Origin of the sequence: Microbacterium sp. Bi121, from assembly GCF_918698005.1 — a bacterium.
Classification (GTDB): Bacteria; Actinomycetota; Actinomycetes; order Actinomycetales; family Microbacteriaceae; genus Microbacterium.
Map to the genome: position 1 here is coordinate 33,721 of NZ_CAKKLJ010000003.1, position 14,758 is coordinate 48,478.

The 14,758-nt window shown below is 67.4% G+C and carries 20 protein-coding genes and 1 pseudogene; 10 read left to right on the top strand and 11 right to left on the bottom strand.

Features of this window, described 5'->3' with window-relative positions; genetic code table 11:
* Window positions 1-9 precede the first annotated feature (9 nt).
* Entirely contained in the window at window positions 10-255 is a 246-nt protein-coding gene (locus LQZ87_RS15245; RefSeq protein WP_363317987.1) for a hypothetical protein, read from the top strand.
* Window positions 256-347: 92 nt separating this feature from the next.
* Here the strand turns inward: LQZ87_RS15245 and LQZ87_RS15250 are convergent.
* Together LQZ87_RS15250 and LQZ87_RS05050 are read right to left on the bottom strand one after the other, a co-directional pair.
* A pseudogene (locus LQZ87_RS15250) lies at window positions 348-494 on the bottom strand (patatin-like phospholipase family protein); the annotation flags it as partial.
* Window positions 491-1,147 carry a histidine phosphatase family protein gene (locus LQZ87_RS05050; RefSeq protein WP_230102378.1) on the bottom strand — a complete coding sequence of 219 codons (657 nt, stop codon included), beginning with the start codon at window positions 1,145-1,147 and terminating at the stop codon, window positions 491-493. The gene LQZ87_RS05050 and the pseudogene LQZ87_RS15250, both read right to left, overlap by 4 nt.
* Before the next feature lie 123 nt (window positions 1,148-1,270).
* Between LQZ87_RS05050 and LQZ87_RS05055 the strand changes: the two genes are divergently transcribed.
* Window positions 1,271-1,837 carry a dihydrofolate reductase family protein gene (locus LQZ87_RS05055; protein WP_230102379.1) on the top strand — a complete coding sequence of 189 codons (567 nt, stop codon included), beginning with the start codon at window positions 1,271-1,273 and terminating at the stop codon, window positions 1,835-1,837.
* 3 nt (window positions 1,838-1,840) lie between these two features.
* Window positions 1,841-2,431: a methyltransferase domain-containing protein gene (locus LQZ87_RS05060; RefSeq protein WP_230102380.1), complete on the top strand. Its 591-nt coding sequence runs from the start codon at window positions 1,841-1,843 to the stop codon at window positions 2,429-2,431.
* 20 nt (window positions 2,432-2,451) lie between these two features.
* On the opposite strand, the gene LQZ87_RS05065 is transcribed toward LQZ87_RS05060, so the two are convergent.
* The gene (locus tag LQZ87_RS05065; RefSeq protein WP_230102381.1) at window positions 2,452-2,676 is read right to left on the bottom strand and encodes an RNA-binding S4 domain-containing protein; all 225 of its coding nucleotides are present in this window, start codon (window positions 2,674-2,676) and stop codon (window positions 2,452-2,454) included.
* Between the two features lie 39 nt (window positions 2,677-2,715).
* Between LQZ87_RS05065 and LQZ87_RS05070 the strand changes: the two genes are divergently transcribed.
* Window positions 2,716-2,895, top strand: coding sequence for a hypothetical protein (locus LQZ87_RS05070; protein WP_230102382.1), 180 nt, complete (start codon window positions 2,716-2,718; stop codon window positions 2,893-2,895).
* Between the two features lie 100 nt (window positions 2,896-2,995).
* On the opposite strand, the gene LQZ87_RS05075 is transcribed toward LQZ87_RS05070, so the two are convergent.
* On the bottom strand, window positions 2,996-3,754 hold the full coding sequence (locus LQZ87_RS05075; RefSeq protein ID WP_230102383.1) for an SDR family oxidoreductase: 759 nt from the start codon (window positions 3,752-3,754) through the stop codon (window positions 2,996-2,998).
* A gap of 45 nt (window positions 3,755-3,799) precedes the next feature.
* A complete protein-coding gene (locus LQZ87_RS05080) occupies window positions 3,800-4,594 on the bottom strand; it encodes an NAD-dependent epimerase/dehydratase family protein (RefSeq protein WP_230102384.1) in 795 nt (264 codons plus the stop codon).
* Between the two features lie 147 nt (window positions 4,595-4,741).
* Between LQZ87_RS05080 and LQZ87_RS05085 the strand changes: the two genes are divergently transcribed.
* The gene (locus LQZ87_RS05085; RefSeq protein ID WP_230102385.1) at window positions 4,742-5,644 is read left to right on the top strand and encodes an RNA polymerase sigma-70 factor; all 903 of its coding nucleotides are present in this window, start codon (window positions 4,742-4,744) and stop codon (window positions 5,642-5,644) included.
* Window positions 5,645-5,706: 62 nt separating this feature from the next.
* A complete protein-coding gene (locus tag LQZ87_RS05090) occupies window positions 5,707-6,042 on the top strand; it encodes a hypothetical protein (RefSeq protein ID WP_230102386.1) in 336 nt (111 codons plus the stop codon).
* Window positions 6,043-6,077: 35 nt separating this feature from the next.
* Here LQZ87_RS05090 and LQZ87_RS05095 read toward each other — a convergent pair whose 3' ends face one another.
* From LQZ87_RS05095 to LQZ87_RS05115, 5 genes are all read right to left on the bottom strand, one after another.
* Window positions 6,078-7,028, bottom strand: a complete 951-nt coding sequence (locus LQZ87_RS05095; protein ID WP_230102387.1) for a J domain-containing protein — start codon at window positions 7,026-7,028, stop codon at window positions 6,078-6,080.
* Window positions 7,028-7,744 (bottom strand): nicotinamide riboside transporter PnuC, encoded by a 717-nt coding sequence (gene pnuC, locus LQZ87_RS05100; protein WP_230102388.1) that lies wholly within the window; start codon window positions 7,742-7,744, stop codon window positions 7,028-7,030. Before pnuC ends, LQZ87_RS05095 begins: the two co-directional genes overlap by 1 nt.
* 8 nt (window positions 7,745-7,752) lie before the next feature.
* A complete protein-coding gene (locus LQZ87_RS05105; RefSeq protein WP_230102389.1) occupies window positions 7,753-8,670 on the bottom strand; it encodes a DUF808 family protein in 918 nt (305 codons plus the stop codon).
* A 61-nt stretch (window positions 8,671-8,731) separates the two neighbouring features.
* Entirely contained in the window at window positions 8,732-9,559 is an 828-nt protein-coding gene (locus LQZ87_RS05110) for an SDR family NAD(P)-dependent oxidoreductase (protein WP_230102390.1), read from the bottom strand.
* Window positions 9,560-9,680: 121 nt separating this feature from the next.
* On the bottom strand, window positions 9,681-10,049 hold the full coding sequence (locus LQZ87_RS05115) for a cupin domain-containing protein (protein ID WP_230102391.1): 369 nt from the start codon (window positions 10,047-10,049) through the stop codon (window positions 9,681-9,683).
* A gap of 150 nt (window positions 10,050-10,199) precedes the next feature.
* On the opposite strand from LQZ87_RS05115, the gene msrB reads away from it, so the two are divergent.
* Window positions 10,200-10,682, top strand: coding sequence for a peptide-methionine (R)-S-oxide reductase MsrB (gene msrB, locus LQZ87_RS05120; protein WP_230102392.1), 483 nt, complete (start codon window positions 10,200-10,202; stop codon window positions 10,680-10,682).
* Entirely contained in the window at window positions 10,679-11,221 is a 543-nt protein-coding gene (gene msrA / locus LQZ87_RS05125; RefSeq protein ID WP_230102393.1) for a peptide-methionine (S)-S-oxide reductase MsrA, read from the top strand. The genes msrB and msrA overlap by 4 nt, the downstream gene beginning before the upstream one ends.
* Before the next feature lie 83 nt (window positions 11,222-11,304).
* Here the strand turns inward: msrA and LQZ87_RS05130 are convergent, their stop codons facing one another.
* On the bottom strand, window positions 11,305-12,015 hold the full coding sequence (locus tag LQZ87_RS05130; protein ID WP_230102394.1) for a FadR/GntR family transcriptional regulator: 711 nt from the start codon (window positions 12,013-12,015) through the stop codon (window positions 11,305-11,307).
* A 121-nt stretch (window positions 12,016-12,136) separates the two neighbouring features.
* Between LQZ87_RS05130 and LQZ87_RS05135 the strand changes: the two genes are divergently transcribed.
* Entirely contained in the window at window positions 12,137-13,735 is a 1,599-nt protein-coding gene (locus tag LQZ87_RS05135; protein WP_230102395.1) for an ABC transporter substrate-binding protein, read from the top strand.
* Window positions 13,736-13,801: 66 nt separating this feature from the next.
* Window positions 13,802-14,758, top strand: a complete 957-nt coding sequence (locus LQZ87_RS05140; protein WP_230102396.1) for an ABC transporter permease — start codon at window positions 13,802-13,804, stop codon at window positions 14,756-14,758.

Sequence of the window (14,758 nt, forward strand, 5' to 3'; positions counted from 1 at the left end):
GGCGAGCGGATGCCTCGTCCGCCCGCCGCGTCGAACGTCACCGGTTCGCCCGTTCGGGCATCCACCGCGGCGATCAGCATCCGCCTTTCCGGCCACACGGCGTCGGGCAGCCGATGCGCGGTGATCGCGCGCCAGCGGGTTCCCCACGCACCGTCCGACTCGTCATCGAGCACGATCGCCGCAGCGCCCATGCGGCGTCGCATGTCGGCGGCATCCGATGCCGAAGCGATGATCGCACCGGTGCGCGCCAGGTGATCGACCGACGGCCGGCCGCGCTGAGACTGGGGCGGGAGCTGTGCGTCGAGAATCGCCGTATACAACTCGGATGCGGAACCGCTCGTGATCTGCACGGCTGCCGTCGCGCCCGCCGACGTCCCGATGATGAGGTCCGCGGCGGCAGCATCCACTCCGCCTTCCAGAAGACCGGCGAGCACCCCGATGGTCCAGGCGTTGCCCGCCGACCCTCCGCCGCCGAGGACGAGTGCACGCGTCATGACTTCGGCGGCTCGAGCGGCAGCTGCGGCCCGTGGTTCCAGGCCAGGATCGCCGGCTGCTCGCGGTCGTACCCGAGCACCGAGACGGAGCCGGCGCCGAACGTGATGGATGCTCCGAACCGGGGCGCCTGCCGCAGGAACACGGCCGCGAGGATCCGAAGATAATGACCGTGCGCGATGAGCGCGACGTCGCCGTCGACCATCGCGGGCAGCACCCTGGTCAGCACGCGGGATGCGCGCGCCGCGACCTCTTCGACCGTCTCGCCCGGGGTCTCGCCGCGGACGACGCCGTGCATGAACGCCGACCAGTCGTACCCGAGCTCGGCGCGGATCTCCTTCGTCGTGCGCCCTTCGTATCCGCCGTAGTCCCACTCGATCAGCAGCGGATCGATCTCGGCCTCGAGTCCCGCGAGCTCGGCGGTGCGGCGCGCCCGCTGCAGGGGAGAGCTGAGAACCAGGCGGAAGTCGTACCCGCGCACGAGCTCTCCGGCTGCCTGCGCCAGCTCCTCGCCGTGCTCGGTCAGCGGTACGTCGGTGCGTCCGGTGTGCCGTCCGGAGCGCGACCACTCGGTCTCGCCATGCCGCAGCAGCACGAGTTTGCCCTGCGGGTTGTCCGGGGCGGGGCGATCGGGCAGCGGGTCGGCGGCATCCACACGGCAACCGTACTCGCCGACAGGTATCGAGGCGGGCATCCGTGCCGGAACCGGGGTTATGCCGAAGCATCCCTCGGCGTAGGATCGCGGCCAACGTCGGCCCGATCGCACACGGAGGCTCCGATGCAGAAACTGACGATCGACTTCATCATCTCCCTCGACGGATACGGCGCGGCCGAGGGGTGGCCCGGATGGTGGGGGCTGGAGGGCCCCGAGTACCTCGGCTGGCTCGACGGTCTTCCGGAGAAGGATCATCCGATCCTCATGGGGGCGACGACCTACCGACTGATGTCGGAGTTCGCGTCGAGCCAGACCGAGGGGGTCGAGTCGCTGAACGACGTGCAGAAATACGTGTTCTCGTCCACACTTGAAGAGCCGCTCACCTGGGTCAACTCGACCCTCATCCGCGAGGACGCCGTCGATTTCGTGCGGACCTTGAAAGAGACCTCCGACCTCCCGCTTCGAACCCTCGGCAGTCTGTCGCTGTGCAGGGCGCTGCTGATGGCAGGGCTTGCCGATCGCTTCCGGGTCGTCATCTTCCCCGTCATCACCGGTGCGACGGGCCAGGAGCGGATCTTCGACGGCTATCCCGACGTGCGTCTCGACCTGATCGAGTCGCGCACTTTCGACGACCGCAGCCAGCTCCTCGAGTACATCCCCACTGTGCTGGACGGTCCTCCAGGCGGCTGAGTCGTGAGCATCCAGGTCAGTGACGAGACGCGCCGGAGCGTGCGCGACGCGTTCGCCGTCATCGAGCGTGCGGACTTCCTCCCGGATGCCGTGCGGCACCTCGCCGATGCCGATCGCCCGGTGATGATCGGGTGGGATGCCACGAACTCCCAGCCGTCGACGGTGTTTCGGATGCTGGAACTCCTCGCCGTGCGACCGGGCGATCGGGTGCTCGACGTGGGCAGCGGTTCCGCGTGGACGACCGCGCTTCTCGCGCACCTCGCCGGGGAAGAGGGGAGAGTGATCGGTGTGGAACGGGTGCCCGAGCTCGTCGAGTTCGGGCGGGACAGGCTCGCTGCCGCCGGAGTCATCGCCCGCATCGAGCGGGCTTCCGCCGGGGTTCTCGGCCTGCCCGCATCCGCGCCGTTCGACCGCATCCTGGTCTCGGCCGATTTCGCGCGGATGCCGGATGCCTTGGTCGACCAGCTCGGGGAGGGCGGGCGGATGGTCGCCCCGATCGCCGGCGTCATGACCGTCGTCGACCGGCGGGACGGGCGCGTGCGGCGCCGGCAGGATGCGGGTCTCTACACGTTCGTGCCGCTACGGGAGGACTGAACGACGCCGGCGAGCACCCGTCAGGGCCGGACGCGGACCGTCCGACCCTCGAATGCGACGAGGTCGCCGTCGTGGAGTTGTCGTCCGCGCCGGCGCTCCTCCTCGCCATTGACCTGCACGTAGCCGTCGATGATGACCTCCTTGGCGTCTCCGCCGGAGTCGAGGAGACCCGAGAACTTGAGGAACTGCCCGAGGCGGATCATCTCGCCGCCGATGGAGACCTCGGTGATCGCTTCGTTCATCATGTCTGAATGCTAACCGCCGCCATTGCCTAGGCTGGAGTCATGACCAAGAACTCCCTGTGGACCGTCATCGGCGTCATCGCCGCCGTGGTCATCGCCTGGTGGCTGGTCGGCGTGCTGTTCTCTCTGCTGTGGTTCATCGCGAAGCTGGCGATCGTCGTGGTGGTGGCCGTGATCGTGTATCTCGTGCTTCGAGGGATGTTCCGCTCCGACGCGGAGTGACGCCGCCCGGCGGATGGCCGGATGCCGATGTACCCGCAGGCCCTGCACGACGCCGTCCTCGTCGGCCGCCGTGCAGGAGTCGTGCGCGTGCGGGATGCGACTACTTCCGCGGAGGGTTCAGCGGCAGCCACTCTTCGAGGCTGGTCGTGAAGATCTGCGCCCCCTCGATCGGGATGAGGGTGCGCTCCTCGATCTTCGCTCCGTAGTACGGCGCATCGTCGTCGCGAACGACGGTGCGAGGGTCGCCGCGGAACGTCAGACCGCGGCGGATGAACTCATCCATGCCGAACGCCTCCGGCCCGGCGATCTCGACGTCACCGAGCGGGGCGTCGCCCGAAGCCGCGCGCGCCACTGCGGTCGCGACGTCTTCAGCGGCGATCGGCTGGATGAGTGCGCCAGGCAGACGCACCGTGTCACCGTCCGTGGAGACGTCGGCGATGCTGCCGATGAACTCGAAGAACTGTGTGGCGTGCACGAGCGAGTAGCCGATGCCCGATTCGCGGATGAGCTTCTCCTGCGCGACCTTGGCCGCGAAGTAGGGGATGCTCTGCGGCCGGTTGGTGCCGACGATCGTGAGCGCGACGTGGTGATCGATGCCGGCAGCGGACTCGGCCTCGAGCAGGTTCCGTGTCGAGGTGGTGAAGAACTCCAGCACGTCCGCGGGTGCGAACGACGGCGAGTTCGAGACGTCGACGACGGTGCTCGCTCCTTCCAGAGCTTCGGCGAGGCCCTCTCCAGTCACGCTGTCGACCCCCGTGTTGGGCGAGGCGGCTACGGCCTCATGACCGTGTGCGGTCAGCTTCGCGACCACCTTGGAGCCGATGAGGCCAGTGCCTCCGATGACGACGATCTTTGCCATGTCCGTGCCTTTCTGATTGGAGGGTGCCTTCGTGGCATCCGCCAGCTATGACAGGAGCGAGTCGCCGGATGTGACAGGCGCCACTCCATACTCGTTTCCCACCCGCCAGTCGTGGTACCTCGTCGGTGCGATCGTCGCCGTGGCCTCGGGCAGGAGGTCGCGCTGCGCGATACGAGCCCCGAAGTACGTGCCGAGCGGATCGGGAACGACCTCGCGGTCGTCCTCGCGATAGCGCAGATCGATCCTGGCCAACTCGCCGAGGCTGAAGACCTCGGGGCCGCCGAACTCCACCGTGCCGTACAGCGGTTCGGCGAGAGCCGTCTGCGCGACGGCGGCAGCCACATCCTGGGCGGCCATCGGCTGGATGAGAACGTCAGCCACCCGGACGACCCCGCTGCGCACGGCGTGAGCCGTGATGTGCCGGATGAACTCGAAGAACTGCGTGGCGTGCACCAACGAGTACGGTCGCTGGGATGCCGAGATGAGGCGCTCCTGCTGCTCCTTGGCGATGAAGTAGCCGCCCTCGGCGCGCGCGAGCCGGTCGGTGCCGACCACCGACAGTGCGACATGGTGACGCACGCCTGCGGCTTCACCGTAGCTGAGCAGATTCATTGTCGAGGTGTAGAAGAACTCTCGAGCGGCGGCCTCGTCTATGTACGACGAGTTGGAGACGTCGACGAGCACCTCAGCGCCGTCCAGCGCGGCCTCGAGCCCCTCCGCCGTGTAGGAGTTGACACCCGTCGCGCGCGCGGCGACGACGACGTCGTGACCGGCCGATTGCAGGGTTCGCACGAGCCGGGTGCCGATGAGGCCGGTGCCGCCGATGACTGTGATTCTCATGTCGCTCCTTCGGTATGTCGGGGCGACCGATACGCGCCCGTACCCGTAAGACCGGACAGTCGGCCTCGTTGTGACACCTCCTTGTCACAGAACTTCCCGCTACCCGGTCATGTCTTGAGGAGACCCTTGCGGTGAGAGGCTGGCGGCATGACGGTGACGAACGATTCAGGATCCACGACGGACCTCGGCGATGCGATGGACGTGTTCACGTCACAGCGACGACGTCTGTTCGGTATCGCCTATCGGATGCTGGGCAGCGTGGCCGATGCGGAGGACATCCTCCAGGACACCTGGATCCGCTGGCAGAACACCGACAGGGCGGAGGTCCATGAGCCTGCCGCGTTCCTCGCGACGATCACCACGAGGCTCTCGATCAACGTGCTGCAGTCCGCCCATGTGAAGCGGGAGACGTACATCGGGCCCTGGCTTCCCGAGCCGGTGAACACCGAAGACGATCCGGCCCTCGGCGCGGAGCGCGGCGAGGCGCTGGAGTTCGCGATCCTGCTGACCTTGGAGAAGCTGACGCCGACGGAGCGGGCCGCGTACATCCTGCGCGAAGCATTCGACTACCCGTATTCGCGGATAGCCGAAGTGATCTCCTCCACGGTCGTCAGCGCCAGGCAGCTGGTCAGCAGAGCGCGCTCACACCTGGAATCCGCCCGCCACGCGACGGTGGAGCCGTCGGCGCAGCGGCGGCTCCTCGAGGCCTTCCTCACCGCAGCGCAGAAGGGCGACGCCCAGGAATTGGAGACCCTCTTCGCCGCCGATGTCGTGAGCTACTCGGACGGCAACGGAGTCAAGCTCGCCGCGCGGATCCCCGTGATCGGTCGGGGTCGGGTGGCGAAGTTCGTCGCCGCATTCGCACACCACTTCTGGACGGGCAAGTCGATCGGCTGGGTCGAGGTGAACGGTCAGCCGGCGGCGACGCTGACAGAGGACGGGACCGTCACGACCATGGTCGCCCTCACAGCGTCGAGCGAAGGAATCCTCCAGCTCCTCTGGGTGATGAGTCCACCCAAGCTGCATCACGTCACCGCGGTCACCGCATGACCCGAGGGAAGCATCCGGCGGGGGCGCGCCGGAGAGGTCGTCGCGCGCCCGATACAGCCACGATGCAGGCACTGGCCGGCGCTCTGCGCACTGTCGATGAGGCGTCCCTGCGCGCGCTCCTGCATCCGGACGTGATTCTGATCATCGACAGCGGAGGCGCGCTGCCGTCGGCGTCTTCCCCGATCGAGGGCGACACCGCCGCGGCATCCGCGCTCGCCGCACTGCTCACGCCCGACACTTCGATCAGTCTCGCGGCGATCAACGGCGCTCCGGGCCTGATCTTCACTCGAGGAGATGTCGTCGTGACCGCTGTCACCGCAGAGATGACCTCGACAGGTCTTTCCAGCGTCTGGGTCGTCTGCAACCCGACGAAGCTGGAGCACTGGAATCGGCGGTGAGCGCGGCACCGCATCCGGCCTGAGCCTGCGCAGCTTCAGACGAACCGGATGGTCTGCTGCAGGCGCGTGCGCACGTCGAACAGCTCGTTGCCGCCGATGTCGCGCGCGCCGGGGACGCCCTGACGCAGCACCATGCCGAGCGCGCTTCGGCGCACGACGACGACAGGGATGCCGCGGACTTTGCCGAGAGTGACCACGGCCTGGTCGAGATCGTCGTCCGGAAGCACGAGGATCGCGCCGCCGAAGCGGACTTTCGCGGTGCGCGCGACCACGCGCATTCGGGCGAGCAGGGTGGCGACCGGCGCTCGCCCGTCGAGGTTCCGACCGATGATCTCGCCACGGCGGAAGCGCGCCGTCTCGGCGAAGTCCTCCGACATGACTCCATACAGGCCCGACGGGCTGAGCACGACATGGTCGAGCTTGTCGGCGTCTGCGGACCGCGTGGGGCCCGAGCTCGTCGCGACGTCGTGCCAGACGGTGAAGCCCATGCCCAGGTCGGAGACGGTGCTCGCGGTCGCCTCTTCGGCGAGAGCATCCGCCAGCAGGCGTCGGATCTCCAGCGGGGCCGAGCGCACGAGCGCCGGATCGTACGGATCGGGAAGCTCGACCCCATGGCCGGCCCATTCGCGCATGAGGGAGAGGTACCGTTCGCGGCGCCAGCCGCCGGGGTGTCCGTATGTGCGAGCCTTCGGGCGGGTGTCGGCGCGGGGTGCGGGCGGTCGCCAACCGCTCCAGTGCTGCTGGGTCGTGGTCGTATTGGACGCCGCGGCGAAGCCATGCCCGCGATCGTAGGCGGCACGCGCCTCAGCGGTGCCCACGAGTTCCCACGCGCGCTGAACCTGGATGAACGCGGCGGCGTCACCGCCGGCATCCGGATGGGTCTGGCGGAGCCGGAGCCGGAATGCGCGCTTGATCTCGTCGTCCGTCGCCGTCGGGTCGACGCCGAGCACCTCGTAGGCGGAGGCGGAGAGCGGGCTGTCGAACATCAGTCCCCATTATCGTCCGCACCGGCTATGCGCGGGTCGGGCATGATCGTCTCGATGTGCGGCTTGGCGTTCGCCTGCGCGCGCCACCAGACGACGAAGCCGACGGCGGTGAAGGCCCCGTAGAAGACGTACATGAACCCGGTGGCGTAGTACCCGGCGCTGAACAGGAGGGGAACGCCGACGACGTCGACGGCGATCCAGATCAGCCAGAACTCCGTCCAGCCCTTGGCCATGCCGTACGTGGCCAGGAGCGACCCGACGAACGTCCAGGCATCGGCCCACACCGGTTCGTACGAGCCGAGCAGTCGGAACAGGGGAGTGAGCGCGATCGTGCCGATCACGAGGACGAGTACGAGACCGATCCGTGCGGGGTTCGACGCCCAGCGCGGAGTCACCTGACCGGTGCCGGATGCTGCGTGTCGCCAGCGATTCCAGCCGTAGACGGCGACGGCGATGAACATCACCTGACGTCCGGCCTGGCCGAGCAGGTTCGGCAAGTCGTGCTCCGGGCTGAGGATGCTGCCGAGGAACACCGTGAGCAGCAGCAGGTTGCCGACGATGCCGACGGGCCACGCCCAGACCTTGCGGCGCATGCCGCCGAGCGCGCTGGCGAGTCCGAAGACGTTGCCGACGACTTCGCGGATCAGGAGTGTCTGCCCGCCCGGCAGCATCCACTGCGAATTGAAGGCGTCGACCAGCCAGCGCAGGACGTCCATCGGGGCGTTCAGTGGGCTGCGTTGACCGGCGACTCGCCGCCCTCGGTGAACGAGGGCTTCTTGCCCAGCATCCAACCGATCAGCATGACGACGCCGACGACGATCAGCCCGACCACGAGCCCGGCGACGGCCGAGACGAAGGTCTCGCCGATCCACGCGATGACGGCGCCGGCCGGCTCCAAGAACCCGTGGATCCCGTGCAGCATGTCGCTGAAGAAGTGCAGCCCGACCTCGCCGAGGTTCGCGAGCAGCAGGTGACCTCCGACCCAGAGCATCGCCACCGTTCCGACCACGCTGATCACGCGGAACACGGCGGGCATCGACCTGACGATCCGCGTGCCGGTGTGGCGCACGCGCGAGGACGAGCTCTTGGCCATCTTCAGCCCGATGTCGTCGATCTTCACCAGAAGTGCGACAGCGCCGTAGACGAGACCCGTCATCACGAGCGCGATCACCGCCAGGATGACCAGCGTCATCCAGATGCTCAGCCCGGCCTCGAGGTTCGCCAGTGAGATGAGCATGATCTCCGTCGACAGGATCAGGTCGGTGCGGATCGCGCCCCACACGAGTTTGTTCTCGTTGCGCGCGCCCTCGCCCTCATGGCCGTGATGGAATCCGAACCACTCCAGCACCTTCTCCGCGCCCTCGAAGCACAGGTACGTGCCACCGATGATCAGCAGGAACGGCAGAACCCACGGCGCGAATGCGGTCAGCAGCAGTGCGATCGGGATGATGATGAGGAACTTGTTCGCCAGCGATCCGAGCATGATCTTCAGGACGACGGGCAGCTCCCGGGCCGGCGAGATGCCCTGCACGTACTGCGGAGTGACGGCGGCGTCGTCGATCACGACACCGGCCGATTTCGCCGACGCCTTCAGCGCCGCGCTCAGGATGTCGTCGACGACAGCGAGCAGACCAACAGACATGCGTCCCCCTGTGAGGTGTGCAGGGACCAACCCTGTTCAGGAAAGCAAGACTACTGCCCGCTTACCGTCGTCCGGTGAACCGGTCCATCGACGAGTACACCTTGAACACGTTCCGGGCCAGGAAGTCCCACGTCGCCGTCGGCAGCACGCCGCGAAGCGCCATCGACAGCTTCACGGTCCACGGACGCAGCACCATCGGCGTCCCGCGCAGCATTCCGTCCCAGGCGGCGGCGGTCGCCGATCGAGGCGTGAGGATCGGTGTGAGCAGCGGACCCCGCGCCCCCTCGAACATTCCCGTCGAGACGTAGCTCGGGCAGAACGTCGTCACCGCGATGTGCCGGTGGCCGTGCGCCTTCAGCTCGAGACGGACGGACTCGCTCCAGCCGATCATCGCCCACTTGGATGCCGCGTACACGCTCATGTGCGGATTCGCGAGGGTTCCGGCGGCGGATGCGATGTTCAGGATGCGCTTCGGGCGGGACGTGTCGGCGATCATGTCGGGCAGCACTTCGCGCGTCAACCACATCGCCGCGAGAGAGTTGATCCGCATGGTCAGTTCGATGTCGCGCTGCGGGTCGTGCTCCCAGAACGGCGTGCCGCGAACGATTCCGGCGTTGTTGATGACGACGTCGGGTGAGCCCAGGTCGGCGCGCACGCGCTGGATGCCGGCGGCGATGTCCTCGCGCTGCGACACGTCGACGCGGTAGGCGCGCACGTCGACGCCCGAGCGCGAGAGGTCCGTGGCCAGAGCGGTCGCGGCATCCTCGTCGATGTCCCACAGCGCGACGGCGCGTGCGTTCGCAGCGACTGCCCTCCGGGCGTACAGCTCACCCATGCCTCGTGCGGCGCCGGTGATGAGGACGAGAGCGTCAGTGATCGGGTTCTCCATATCGCCACGCTATGCGTTCGCGTCAGCGGCCCTCACGATCTTGTGCATCATCGACATGCGGTATCGACTTCGTCGGTTCTGAGCGCCCGAAACCGACGAAACCGATACGGCATGCGTGCGTTCATCGGGCCGGAGAGCGGATGCCGAGACCGGGCTTGCGGGTATGCACGGAGAAGTACCTGAGCCCGTCGTCCCCGGCGACGAATCTGCGGTGCGACCGGGGAGGCAGCCAGACGATCCCGCCCGCCTCGAGCGCGATCGACTCGGCTGCGGTCTCGAGCGTCCCCGAACCGCTGACGACCACGATCAGCACGTCCAGCTCCGGTCCGATGTGCGCCCGGATCTCATCGCCCGCCGGCAGCACGATCACGTTCGCGTCGAGTCCGCGTTCCGATGGTTCGAGTCTCCACACCGATCCGGCCTCGGGGCCCGATGCTCTGAAGGCATCGCCGACGAGGCGCGGCACGTCGCCAGAGGCCTCGGCGTCCATGGTTCCTCCTCAGGTCGTTCGCGTTCTCTCCAGACTGGCACCCGCAGCCGCGAACTCACAGCGCGCTCCCAGCCCCGCGGGACCAAAACGGGCCCCTTCGCGGTTCTTCCCAGTGACGCCGCAGCCGGCGACGTGAAAAGAGGAATGATCGTGACACAGGACTACAGCAGGACCCCCGAGTCGCTGAGCCGACTCACCGAGGCGCAGTACCGCGTCACACAGGAGGACGGCACCGAGCCCGCCTTCCGCAATCGATACTGGGACAACCACGAAGCCGGGATCTATGTCGACGTCGTCTCCGGGCAGCCGCTGTTCGCGTCGACCGACAAGTTCGACAGCGGCACCGGATGGCCGAGTTTCACCAAGCCGATCGACGCGGACGCGGTCACGACGAAGACGGATCGCAAGCTCTGGATGCCGCGAACGGAAGTGCGCTCGGCCGGAGCCGACAGCCACCTCGGCCATCTCTTCCCCGACGGGCCGGAAGAAGCGGGCGGCATGCGCTACTGCATGAACTCCGCTGCGCTCCGCTTCGTTCCCGCCGACCGCCTCGATGAAGAGGGGTACGGTCAGTACCGCAGCCTCTTCGACGCCACCGATCTCGACGCCACCCCCAAGGAGAACGCATCATGACCGACACCGGCACCATCACCAGAACACCGGGCACCGAGACCGCCGTCCTCGCCGGAGGGTGCTTCTGGGGCATGGAGGACCTCATCCGCCGCCAGCCAGGCGTGCTCGACACCCGCGTCGGCTACACCGGCGGCGAGAACGCCAACGCGACCTACCGCAACCACCCCGGTCACGCCGAGGCCGTCGAGATCGTGTTCGACCCGACGAAGACGACGTACCGCGACATCCTGGCGTTCTTCTTCCAGATCCACGATCCGTCGACGCTGGACCGTCAGGGCAACGACGTCGGCTCGAGCTACCGCTCGGCGATCTTCCCGCTGAGCTCCGAGCAGGAGCAGGTCGCCCGGGACACGATCGCCGACGTGGATGCCTCGGGCCTGTGGCCGGCGAAGGCCGTCACCACGATCGAGCCCGAGGGACCGTTCTGGGAGGCCGAGCCCGAGCACCAGGACTACCTGCAGCGCATCCCCAACGGCTACACCTGCCACTTCCCGCGGGCCGGCTGGGTGCTGCCGAAGCGCGAAGCCGCAGCGACCTGAGCTCGAGAAACCACTATCCGCTCGAGACACCACTGCACACGCGGTGTCTCGAGCGGCAGATGATTTCTCGGTAGAAAGCCGGCCTACGACTCCGCGAGCACCCGCTGCAGCGGCTGGTAGTGCTCGACGACGGCCCTGCGATAGGCCTCGACATCCCCGGCGCGGGCGGCCGCGAGCATGTCGCCGTGCGCTTTGGCGGTGAGGTCGATGTCGCCTGGTTGCGCGATGCCGAGGTGGGGGAGCACGGCCGTGTGCACATCCCAGAACGCACCGACGAGCTGTCCGACCAGGTGATTGTCGATTCCCGAGAACAACTGGGTGTGGAACGCCCGGTCGGCCTCGAGGAACGATTCGCCGCGTGAGGCGTTGTCGACCATCTCGTCGACCAGGCGATCCAGCTCGCCGAGCGTCGACGAGTCACGGGCGCCGGCGACGACCTGCTCCGCCATCGAGAGATCGAGGGCGAGACGCACGTCGACGACCTCGCGCAGCGCCTGCAACGACCCCTCCGGGGTGAGGACTCCGCGGAAGACCAGCGTCTCCACCATCGGGTCGAGCGACATGTCGCCGACGTAGGTGCCGTGACCGTGCCTGACGTCGACGATGTCGAGAGTCGACAGCGTGCGGATCGCCTCACGGACGGACGAGCGTGACACATCCAGCGTCTCGCACAGCTCCGTCTCCGTGGGGAGCGCATCGCCCGGCGCGAGCCCGCGCGTGAGGATGAGCTGCTTGATCTGATCCGCCGTCGTGGAACGCCGCATCCGCGACGCCCGACTCTGGGTGGACTTCATTACGGCTCCGTCTCGTTCTGAGAATTCTGATCATCTCACCCTTGTGCGAGCGGCTGACCTGTGTCTAAGGTACATCTGACATCAGATGTCCACAAGATGTCCCCATCACCCTGGAGCACACATGAACCGAAACATCACCCGCACCCGCGGGGGTCGCCTCGCGACCGCGGTCGCCGGCACAGTCGCCGCGGCGATCGTCCTTGCCGGCTGCGGCGGCGCCGGAGCGAACCCGTCCGACGGCGCAGGCGCGAACGGCGAAGTCGACCCCGATGCCATCATCGAGGCCGGCATCTCGTACACCCTGAACGGGAGCTTCGACCCGATGATCGCCTCCGGCGCTGTCACGGTGTCGGCCAACTGGCACATCTTCGAGGGTCTCGTCGACCTCGACCCGGTGACCCAGAAGGCGGCCCCGGCGCTCGCCGCCGACCTGCCCAAGAAGGTCGACGACACGACGTACGAGATCGACATCCGCGAGGGCGCGACCTTCCAGAACGGCGATCCGGTCACGTCCGACGACGTCGTCTTCAGCTACGAGCGCGTGCTCGACCCTGCGAACAACTCGTTGTTCCTGTCGTACGTCGACTTCATCGACACGGTCACCGCCGTCGACGAGGACACCGTCCAGATCACCACGGACTTCCCGTTCTCACTGATCAACGACCGCCTCGGCGTCGTCAAGATCGTCCCGAAGGCTCTCGTGGAAGAGGATCCAGAGGCGTTCGGCGCGAACCCGGTCGGCAGCGGCCCGTACGCGCTCGTCTCCGCCGTCCCGGAGGACAAGCTCGTCTTCGAGCGCTACGACGACTACAACGGGCCGCACCCGGCTCTCGCCGCCGGCATGAACTGGAACCTGCTGTCCGACCCGTCCGCTCGCGTCACCGCCATGCAGTCCGGAACCATCCAGGCGATGGAGGACGTCCCCTACATCGATGTCGACTCGCTGGCATCGGCTGCGGATGTCGAGAGCGTGCAGTCCTTCGGCCTGCTGTTCATGATGTTCAACACGAAGGCCGAGCCGTTCGACGACCCGCGCGTCCGTCAGGCGCTGTTCTACGCGCTGGACATGGACAAGATCATCGAGACCGGCATGCTCGGCAACGCCACAGCGGCCACCTCGTTCCTCCCGGAGGACTACCCGAACTACCACGAGGCGTCGACGGTGTACACCTACGACCCCGAGAAGGCCAAGGAACTCCTCGATGAGGCCGGCGTCTCCGACCTCGCCATCACGCTGAACACCACCGACACCGGCTGGGTCAAGGAGGTCGCTCCGCTGATCAAGGAGTCGCTGGATGCTGTCGGCATCTCCACCACGCTGGACATCGCCCAGTCCGCGGCGATGTACGAGAAGGTCGACTCCGGCGACTACACCGTCGCCGTCGCCCCCGGTGACCCCTCGGTCTTCGGCGTCGACCCCGACCTGCTGATGAACTGGTGGTACGGCGACAACGTGTGGCCGAACACCCGCACCGCATGGGCGGACTCGCCCGAGTACGCCGAGCTGACCGCTCTGATGGACGCAGCCGTGCAGCAGGAGGGCGACGAGCAGCAGGAGACCTGGAACCAGGCCTTCGACCTGCTGTCCGAGCAGGCAGTGCTGTACCCGCTGTTCCACCGCAAGCTCCCCACCGCGTGGAGCAGCCAGCAGCTGGTCGGATTCGAGCCCGTCCCCACCACTGGTCTGTCGTTCCTCGACGTAGGCGTCGTAGCCCAGTGATCCCCAGGCCGGGCGGCGCGTCCCCAGCGCGCCGCCCGGCCACTCCTCCCGAACAAGAAGGATCCCGTGTCCAATACGCTCAGCCTCATCGGTCGCAGGCTTCTGCAGCTGCCCGTGATGATCCTGGGGATCACGTTCCTGGTCTTCTTCGTGATGTCCTTCTCGCCCATCGATCAGGCCCGCGTGGCCCTCGGCGAGACCGCTTCCCCGGAGGCCCTCGAGGCCTACCGTGAATCACACGGCCTGAACCTGCCCCTCCTCGCTCGATACGTCGCCTTCCTCGCCGGTCTGTTCCGCGGCGACCTCGGCACCTACTCGGCCCGCAGCCTTCCCGTCGTCGACGAAGTGGCCCGCGCCTTCCCCGTCACCCTCTCCCTCACCTTCTTCGGCCTCATCATCGCGGTGATCTTCGCCTTCGCGCTCGGCATCGTCGCCGCCGTGTACCGCGACCGCTGGCCAGATCAGGTGATCCGCTTCTTCGGCGTCGCAGCCCTCTCGACCCCGTCGTTCTGGCTCGCCATCCTGCTCATCCAAGGATTCACGCTCGGACTCGGGGCGCTCCCGGCATCCGGTCCGCTGCCCGACATCTGGAGCGACCCGGCCGGCTGGCTGGCGCGGATGACCCTCCCCGCCGTCGCGCTCGCCGTCCCCGTGATCGGCCAGCTGTCCCGCGTGGTGCGCACCTCGATGGTCGAGGAACTCGACAAGGACTACGTCCGCACGGCGCTCGGCGCCGGCATCCCGCGCTTCATCGTCGTCGGCCGCAACGTGCTGCGCAACGCGCTGATCACACCGGTGACGGTCCTCGGTCTGCGCATCGGCTACCTGCTCGGCGGCGCCGTGGTCATCGAGATCATCTTCGCCATCCCCGGTATGGGAACACTGATCCTCAACGGCGTCACCAACAACGAACCCAACCTCGTGCAGGGCGTGACGCTGGCTGTCGCGCTCGCCTTCGTCGTGATCAACATCATCGTCGACCTCCTGTACGTGCTCATCAATCCTCGAATCCGGGCGGTGTGA

What these genes read in the sequence shown, in the direction of transcription:
- LQZ87_RS15245 (WP_363317987.1), top strand. Translation starts at nt 10, where the DNA reads ATGCCTCGTCCGCCCGCCGCGTCGAACGTCACCGGTTCGCCCGTTCGG.
- LQZ87_RS05055 (WP_230102379.1), top strand. Translation starts at nt 1,271, where the DNA reads ATGCAGAAACTGACGATCGACTTCATCATCTCCCTCGACGGATACGGC.
- LQZ87_RS05065 (WP_230102381.1), bottom strand. Translation starts at nt 2,676, where the DNA reads ATGATGAACGAAGCGATCACCGAGGTCTCCATCGGCGGCGAGATGATC.
- LQZ87_RS05070 (WP_230102382.1), top strand. Translation starts at nt 2,716, where the DNA reads ATGACCAAGAACTCCCTGTGGACCGTCATCGGCGTCATCGCCGCCGTG.
- LQZ87_RS05075 (WP_230102383.1), bottom strand. Translation starts at nt 3,754, where the DNA reads ATGGCAAAGATCGTCGTCATCGGAGGCACTGGCCTCATCGGCTCCAAG.
- LQZ87_RS05080 (WP_230102384.1), bottom strand. Translation starts at nt 4,594, where the DNA reads ATGAGAATCACAGTCATCGGCGGCACCGGCCTCATCGGCACCCGGCTC.
- LQZ87_RS05085 (WP_230102385.1), top strand. Translation starts at nt 4,742, where the DNA reads ATGACGGTGACGAACGATTCAGGATCCACGACGGACCTCGGCGATGCG.
- LQZ87_RS05090 (WP_230102386.1), top strand. Translation starts at nt 5,707, where the DNA reads ATGCAGGCACTGGCCGGCGCTCTGCGCACTGTCGATGAGGCGTCCCTG.
- LQZ87_RS05095 (WP_230102387.1), bottom strand. Translation starts at nt 7,028, where the DNA reads ATGTTCGACAGCCCGCTCTCCGCCTCCGCCTACGAGGTGCTCGGCGTC.
- pnuC (WP_230102388.1), bottom strand. Translation starts at nt 7,744, where the DNA reads ATGGACGTCCTGCGCTGGCTGGTCGACGCCTTCAATTCGCAGTGGATG.
- LQZ87_RS05105 (WP_230102389.1), bottom strand. Translation starts at nt 8,670, where the DNA reads ATGTCTGTTGGTCTGCTCGCTGTCGTCGACGACATCCTGAGCGCGGCG.
- LQZ87_RS05110 (WP_230102390.1), bottom strand. Translation starts at nt 9,559, where the DNA reads ATGGAGAACCCGATCACTGACGCTCTCGTCCTCATCACCGGCGCCGCA.
- LQZ87_RS05115 (WP_230102391.1), bottom strand. Translation starts at nt 10,049, where the DNA reads ATGGACGCCGAGGCCTCTGGCGACGTGCCGCGCCTCGTCGGCGATGCC.
- msrA (WP_230102393.1), top strand. Translation starts at nt 10,679, where the DNA reads ATGACCGACACCGGCACCATCACCAGAACACCGGGCACCGAGACCGCC.
- LQZ87_RS05130 (WP_230102394.1), bottom strand. Translation starts at nt 12,015, where the DNA reads ATGAAGTCCACCCAGAGTCGGGCGTCGCGGATGCGGCGTTCCACGACG.
- LQZ87_RS05135 (WP_230102395.1), top strand. Translation starts at nt 12,137, where the DNA reads ATGAACCGAAACATCACCCGCACCCGCGGGGGTCGCCTCGCGACCGCG.